General features: G+C 74.3%; 5 protein-coding genes. 2 read left to right on the top strand and 3 right to left on the bottom strand.

The genetic code is table 11. The features are described from left to right. Nucleotides 1–1093, top strand: a 1093-nt coding sequence (locus tag DEP02_RS17415) for an RICIN domain-containing protein (RefSeq protein ID WP_198668471.1), incomplete at its 5' end; no start/stop codon positions are given. 6 nt (nt 1094–1099) lie between these two features. Here the strand turns inward: DEP02_RS17415 and DEP02_RS35865 are convergent. The 3 genes from DEP02_RS35865 to DEP02_RS17400 all read right to left on the bottom strand — a co-directional run bounded on the left by DEP02_RS35865 (nt 1100) and on the right by DEP02_RS17400 (nt 4776). Next, on the bottom strand, nt 1100–1372 hold the full coding sequence (locus DEP02_RS35865) for a hypothetical protein (protein WP_438947770.1): 273 nt from the start codon (nt 1370–1372) through the stop codon (nt 1100–1102). A gap of 84 nt (nt 1373–1456) precedes the next feature. Continuing rightward, nucleotides 1457–2143 (bottom strand): DUF4232 domain-containing protein, encoded by a 687-nt coding sequence (locus tag DEP02_RS17405; protein WP_112468386.1) that lies wholly within the window; start codon nt 2141–2143, stop codon nt 1457–1459. Between the two features lie 245 nt (nt 2144–2388). Continuing rightward, nucleotides 2389–4776: a SpoIIE family protein phosphatase gene (locus DEP02_RS17400; protein ID WP_112468390.1), complete on the bottom strand. Its 2388-nt coding sequence runs from the start codon at nt 4774–4776 to the stop codon at nt 2389–2391. A 265-nt stretch (nt 4777–5041) separates the two neighbouring features. Here DEP02_RS17400 and DEP02_RS17395 point away from each other — a divergent pair, with 265 nt between their 5' ends. After that, nucleotides 5042–7312, top strand: a complete 2271-nt coding sequence (locus tag DEP02_RS17395; protein WP_112468384.1) for a glycoside hydrolase family 9 protein — start codon at nt 5042–5044, stop codon at nt 7310–7312. The last annotated feature ends 43 nt before the right edge of the window (nt 7313–7355 follow it).

The raw sequence follows: 7355 nt of genomic DNA, 5'->3' as shown, positions 1-7355 counted from the left end.
CGCGGTGGCGGCGTGGGTGGGGCACCGGGCGGCCGAGCGGGGCGTGGGGCCGGCTTCGGTGGGCCGTGGGGGCGCCGCGGAGACCGGCTCGGTATCGGCCTCGGTGGGCCGGGAAGAGACGCCGGATTCCGCCACGGAGCCGGCCTCGGCGGGTGCCGGGGTCCGGCCGCGTGCCGGTGGGCGGCGGGTGGCTCGGAAGGCGGCGCGACGGGCCGCACGGCAGCGGAATCTCGCCATCGCGGTGGCCACGGTGAGCGGGCTGGTCGTGCTGCCGCTCGTGCTGTGGGCGGTGCTCGGCTCCGGGGACGGGGCGACCGCCACCGGAGCCGACGGGCGGCCCTCCGACACGCCCGGCAGCGGCTCCCCGTCCGCCGGGCCGTCCTGGATCGGCGCCGGCGCCGGTGCCGCGGGCAAGACCACCCTGCGCGGACGGCTGCACAACCTCGCGTCCGGGCTGTGCATCGGCGTCGTGGGGAGGAAGGCCGTCGAGGGCGCGGAGACCGAGCTGGCGGGCTGCTCCTCGTCGCCCGACCAGCAGTGGGCGTACGAGACCGACGGACTGCTGCGCAGCGGCGCCGCACCCGGCCTGTGCCTGGACTCCCGCCTGGGCTACTCCGTACGGCTCGCCCCCTGCACGGGCCCCTCCGGGCCGGGCGCGAAGGACATCCGCTACGACTTCACCCTGCAAGGAATCCTCGTGCCGCGCTTCGACCAGGACCTGGCCCTGACACCGGCCGCCACCGACGGCGGGGGAGCCCTCGTCCTCAAGACCCGCGCGAAGAGCGACACCCAGCGCTGGGCGATGGACACCTCCGCGTCCAGCCTGCAGATGGAGGTGGCCAACTGGGGTGCGGACGGCGGCCCCTCGGACCGGGCGCCGGCCCCGCCCACCCCCCGACCGTCGGCCTCGGCGAAGCAGGCGGCCCCGCCCGCCCCGGCCGCCACGGCACCCCGGACGACCCCGCAGCCGACGGGCACCAGTGCCGACCCGACCCCCACCGACAGCTGTGACGCCCACGACCGCTCCTGCTCACGGGAGCACGACAGACGTCACCGCCGCCCGGGCGGCGGACACGGCCGCGGCGGCCACTGAACCGCGTCAGCGGTGGTGCGGCGGATGCGGAGGCGGCGGGGGAGGCGGCATCGTCGTGAGGCCCGGCGCCGCCTCCGGCCACACCAGCAGCACCGGGCGGGGCGCGTGGTCCACGGCGAACCGCGCGGCCGGGAACCCGACCACCGGCCCCAGCCGCTCCGCCTCGGCCCGGGCGTGGCCGAGCGGGATCGCGCCCGTCGCGACGACGATCCCGGCGGCGGGCACGGCCATGACCGCCTCCGGCCATCCGAACGGGCGGGTGACGGCCCAGGCGAGCACGGCGACGAGCAGGACGACCGAGAGGCCCTCGGCGAGCGCGGCGTTCGGGGCGGGGTCCTCCCGGACGCGGTCGGCGGCGCCCGCTCAGGGAGCCGTGCCAGGGCTGAGAGCCGTCAGGAACACCGAGGAGGCGTTGCCGCCCACGGGGACCTGGCCGGCCGTCCACTTCACCGTGAGGTGGTCGCGCTCGTCCGGCGGGGTGACGATCAGCGCGGCGGGCGTCGCCGTCCTCGCCCCGCTCACCTGGGGATTGGAGAACGTCAGGCCCGCCCAGGCGCTGCGGCCCGGCCTCAGCGTCACCGTGGTGGGTGTTCCCGGGGACCGCCTGGGGTCCGGGCCCAGCTGCCTGCCCGCGGCGTCCACGAACGCGGCGCCGGGGTAGCCGCGCACGGTGCAGGTGCGGCCGGAGGTGTTGGTCAGGACGACCGGGAAGTTCTCCTGCCCGGCGCCGGGGTCGTTGCGGCCCACCGAGGCTCTCAGTCCGGAGGTGTGGCAGCGGGTGCTCGTGGCGGCGGTTCGGGTGCCGCCCGTGCCGTGGGCGGTGCCGGTGGTCGCGCTGCTCGGGGGTGCGGCGCCGCTGCTGGTGGCGGGGTTCGTACCGGGTGCCGTACCGGCCGTGGTGTCGCCGGTCGCGGGTGCGGCGGTGCCCGACACCTGTTGCGGAGCGCCACTCGTGCCGCCGCCGCTGCCGCAGGCGGTCAGCAGGCCCAGCACGGCGACCGAGCCCGCCAGCAGGGCCGCCCGGTGGACGGACGGGGAGGTGTGCGTCATGTTCCCCACTCCTTGGAGGTTCGCCGCACGCGGTGGCCGCGTGCGTCCGGCGCCTCGTGCGCCGTCATGAGTGTCCGATGCGCGAACCGGGCGAAAAGTTCGCGGCCGACCGCACATTCCTCACATTCCTCCGGAACTCCTTCCCGTCGCATGCCGCGCCTCGTGCAGCTGGGTCGGGCCCTGGCTGACCGACGCGTCCGGGGCATCGAGCCGTCGGCGTCACCCGCCGTCGTCACCCGTCCTCGTCACCCGTCCTCGTCCAGGCTCAGCTCCGCCCAGATGGTCTTGCCCTCGGCGGTGTGCCTGCTGCCCCACCGCCGGGTGAGCTGGGCGACCAGCAGCAGACCGCGGCCGCCCTCGTCCCAGGTCTTGGCGCGGCGCAGGTGCGGGGCGGCGTGGGTGGTGTCGTACACCTCGCAGATCAGGTGCGCCCCGCTGTGGATCAGCCGCAGCCGGATCGGCGGAGTGCCGTACCGCAGCGCGTTGGTGACCAGTTCGCTGACCACCAGTTCGGTGGTGAACGCCGCCTCGCCGAGCCCCCAGCGGTCGAGCTGCTCGACGACCTGCTTGCGGACCGGGGCGACCAGCGACGGGTCGGCCGGGATGTCCCAGGTGACCACCTGGGAGGGCGACAGGCTCCGGGTGCGGGCCAGTAGCAGGGCCGCGTCGTCGCAGGCACCGCCCGCCGGGAGCAGGGCGTGCAGAACGCGGTCGCAGGTCTCCTCCAGGGAGTCGGTCCGGGCGGCCAGCGCCTCGCACAGCAGCCGGTGACCGGCGTCGGCGTCCCGTCCGCGGCCCTCGATCAGCCCGTCGGTGAAGAAGGACAGCACGCTGCCCTCCCGCAGGTCGAGTTCGACGCTCTCGAACGGCAGCCCGCCCACGCCCAGCGGCGGACCCCACGGCAGCTCCACCCGGCGCGGCGGGCCGTCCGGCGGGACCAGGACCGGGGGCGGGTGCCCGGCGCGGGCGAGCGTGCAGCGGCGGGAGACCGGGTCGTACACCGCGTACAGGCAGCTCGCGCCGACTTCGCGGGGGCCGCCCCCGGTGCCGGCCTCGGCGGACATCCGGGCCACCACGTCGTCGAGGCGGGTGAGCAGCTCGTCCGGGGCGAGGTCGATGTCGGCGAGGGTGCGTACGGCGGTGCGCAGGCTGCCCATGGTGGCCGAGGCCCGCACCCCGTGCCCGAGGACGTCCCCGACGACCAGGGCGACCCGCATCCCGGACAGCGGGATCACGTCGAACCAGTCGCCGCCCATCCCGTCCCGGGCCGCCGGCAGGTAGCGGGAGGCGGCCTCCACCGCGGCGGTGCGCGGCAGGGCGTGCGGCAGCAGGCTGCGCTGCAGGGCGAGGGCGGTCTCCCGCTCGAGCGAGTAGCGCTGGGCGTTGTCGATGCAGACGGCGGCGCGGGCCGTGACCTCCTCGGCGAGCAGCACGTCGTCGGGCATGAACGGGGCGGGCTGCTCGAACCGGGTGAACACGGCGACTCCGAGGGTCACACCCCGGGCCCGGACCGGCACGGACATCGTGGAGTGAACGCCCAGCTCCCGGACGCGCAGGCTGCGCACCGGATCCCAGGAAAGCCACTTCTCCAGGTCGCCGGCCTCCTCGGAGAGCACCACCGAGTGACCGGTCACCAGGGAGGCGCCCTGCGGGGAGGTGGCCGGGTAGACCTCGGTCTTTCCGGCCACGGCGACGGCCTCCGGCGCGCCCGGGGTGACGGAGCTGTGGGCGGCCCGGTACAGGGTGACCGGCATGCTCAGCGGGCCGGGGAGCGGCTTGCCGCCGTGCTCGGCCGCGTCCAGCAGGTCGACGCTGACGAAGTCGGCGAGGGCGGGGACGCAGACGTCGGCGAGCTCCTGCGCCGTCCGGATGACGTCGAGGGTGGTGCCGACGCGTACGCTCGCCTCGTTCACCAGTTGCAGCCGCTCGCGCGCCCGGTACTGCTCGGTGAAGTCGTGCGCGGCCACGCACACCCCGCGCACCCGTCCCTGCGGGTCGGTGACCGGGGACACGCGGGCCAGCCAGGCGTGCTCCCGGCTGTCCCGGCTGTCGATGCCTATCGGCACGTACGTCTGTGCGTCGTCCTCCCGGCCGGTGGTCAGGACCCGGTGCATGTGCCGCTCGAAGACCTCGCTCTGCCGGTGGCCGCCGATCTCGGAGTGGCGCAGCCCCCGCAGCCGCTCGGCCGGCACCCCGCCGAACACCTCCGCCATGGCGTCGTTCATCCCGCGCAGGCGCAGCCGCTCGTCGTAGACGGCCATGGCACAGGGCGACTGCGTGAGCGCGATCCGGGACAGCGGATCGTCCGGGTCCTTCGGTCCGTCGTCCGCCAGGGGAGTGACCAGGAGCCAGCCGCCGCCGTCCTGTGGGCCCCGGTGGTTGACCAGCACCCAGGCGGTCACGGCGCGCCCGTCCCGGTGCCGCAGGGTGAGCGTGCCGTCCCAGCGCGGCCCCTCGGGAAGGACCGGTCGCGGGTGGCCGGCCAGCAGGTGCGCCGCCTGTTTGCCCAGGACCTCCCCGGGCGCCCAGCCGAGCAACCGGTGCGCGCCCTCGTTCCACTCGACGAGGACGCCGTGGGCGTCGACGACGGCCCGTGCCGTGGCCGCGTCGTCGAACGGATACACCGGGCTCATCGTCGCCACCCCATCGCGCACACTCACAGTGATCAGGTGCGTCACTTCCGTTCCAGCCTAGTCCGTCACGGCGCCGCGCGGACGGCGACCCCCTTGCCGTGGGACGGGTGCGTCAAGGGGACATCCGGCAGGGGTGACGGCGGGGACGGGAACACGCCACCACACCCTTGACGGGATGTCATGGCTCCAACAAGCATGGGGGGCCCGTCTTTTGGGAGCGCTCCCACGGGGCGCCGACCGTACCTCCCTCTCGAGGAGCCCAGACGTGAAACGACGCAGAACCACCCTGTTGTCCGTGGCCGCCCTGTTCGCGGCGGCGCTCACCACCCTGCCCGCCGCCCCGCAGGCCCGGGCCGACGACGCCGAGCAGATCAGGAACGGCACCTTCGACACCACCACCGAACCGTGGTGGACGAGCAGCAACGTCACCGCGGGCCTGTCCGACGGCCGGCTGTGCGCGGACGTTCCCGGCTCCACCGCCAACCGCTGGGACGCCGCCGTGGGGCAGAACGACATCACCCTGGTGAAGGGCGAGACCTACCGGCTGTCGTTCACGGCGACCGGCACGCCCGACGGGCACGTGGTCCGGGCGATCGCGGGGTTGTCGGTGGCGCCGTACGACACCTGGTTCGAGGTGAGTCCGCAGCTGAGCGTCTCGGGGAACGCCTACTCCTACACCTTCACCTCCCCCGTCGACACCACCCAGGGCCAGGTCGCCTTCCAGCTCGGCGGCGCCGCGGATCCCTGGCGCTTCTGTGTGGACGACGTGTCACTGCTGGGCGGGGTGCCGCCGGAGGTGTACGAGCCCGACACCGGGCCGCGGGTCCGCGTCAACCAGGTCGCCTATCTGCCGGACGGGCCCAAGAACGCCACCCTGGTCACCGACGCCACCGCCAAGCTGCCCTGGCGGCTGCGCAACACCAAGGGGGCCGTCGTGGCCCAGGGCTGGACGGTGCCGAGGGGCACGGACGTCTCCTCCGGGCAGAACGTGCAGTCGATCGACTTCGGCGCCTACCGGGGGCGCGGCAAGGGCTTCACCCTGGTCGCCGACGGCGAGACGAGCCACCCCTTCGACATCGGCGCGGAGGCCTACGAACAGCTCCGCCTGGACTCCCTCAAGCACTACTACACACAGCGCAGCGGGATCGCGATCCGCGAGGACCTGCGCCCCGGCTACGCCCGCCCCGCCGGCCACCTGGACGTCGCCCCCAACCAGGGCGACGCCGAGGTGCCCTGCCAGCCGGGCCTGTGCGACTACACGCTGGACGTCACCGGCGGCTGGTACGACGCCGGCGACCACGGCAAGTACGTCGTCAACGGCGGCATCACCACCTGGGGACTGCTGAGCACCTACGAGCGCTCCCTGCACGCGCGCACCGGCCGGCCCTCGAGCCTCGGTGACAGGACGCTCGCCGTCCCGGAGAGCGGCAACAAGGTGCCCGACATCCTGGACGAGGCCCGCTGGGAGCTGGAGTTCCTGCTGAAGATGCAGGTGCCGGCCGGGCAGCCGCTGGCCGGCATGGCGCACAGCAAGATCCACGACGAGCAGTGGACCGGGCTGCCGCTGCTGCCCCACCAGGACCCGCAGAAGCGGGAACTGCACCGGCCGACGACCCAGGCGACCCTGAACCTGGCGGCGACGGCGGCCCAGGCGGCCCGCCTCTACGGGCCCTACGACAAGGCCTTCGCGGCGAAGGTCCTGAAGACCGCGCGCACGGCCTGGGCCGCCGCGCTCGCCCATCCCGAGGTCTACCCGGACCCGAACGACGGCATCGGCGGCGGCGCCTACGCCGACGACAACGCCACCGACGAGTTCTACTGGGCGGCCGCCGAGCTGTACCTCACCACCGGGGAGCGGCAGTTCGCCGACCACGTGCTCAAGTCCCCCCTGCACACGGCCGACATCTTCGGCAGCGTCAGCTTCGACTGGGGCGGCACCGCGGTGGCCGCCCGCCTCGACCTCGCCACCGTCCCGAGCCGGCTCCCCGACCGGGAGAAGGTGCGCCAGTCGGTGATCAAGGGTGCGGACAAGTACCTGGCCACGCTGAGGTCACAGCCGTACGGCATGCCGTACGCCCCCGCGGACAATGTCTACGACTGGGGCTCCAACAGCCAGATCCTCAACAACGCCCGGGTCGTCGCCACGGCCCACGACCTCACCGGCGCCGCGAAGTACCGTGACGGCGCGGTGCAGAGCATGGACTACGTCCTGGGCCGCAACGCCCTCAACATCTCCTACGTCACCGGCTACGGCACGGTCAGCTCCCACAACCAGCACAGCCGCTGGTACGCCCGCCAACTCGAGCCGAGCCTGCCGAACCCGCCGAAGGGCACCCTCGCCGGAGGCGCCAACTCCAGCATCCAGGACCCCTTCGCACAGAGCAGACTCCAGGGCTGCGTGGGCCAGTTCTGCTACATCGACGACATCGAGTCCTGGTCGACGAACGAGACGGCCATCAACTGGAACGCGGCGCTGGCCTGGATGGCCTCCTTCGTGGCGGACCAGGGCGGGCCGGCCGGGACGCCCCGGAGGTGAGACCGGAACAGGGCCGCCGCCACGTCGCCGCCGACGTGGCGGC

It is taken from the genome of Streptomyces triticisoli, assembly GCF_003270085.1.
Taxonomy (GTDB): domain Bacteria; phylum Actinomycetota; class Actinomycetes; order Streptomycetales; family Streptomycetaceae; genus Streptomyces; species Streptomyces triticisoli.
This window is presented reverse-complemented; position numbering and strand designations above follow the sequence as displayed.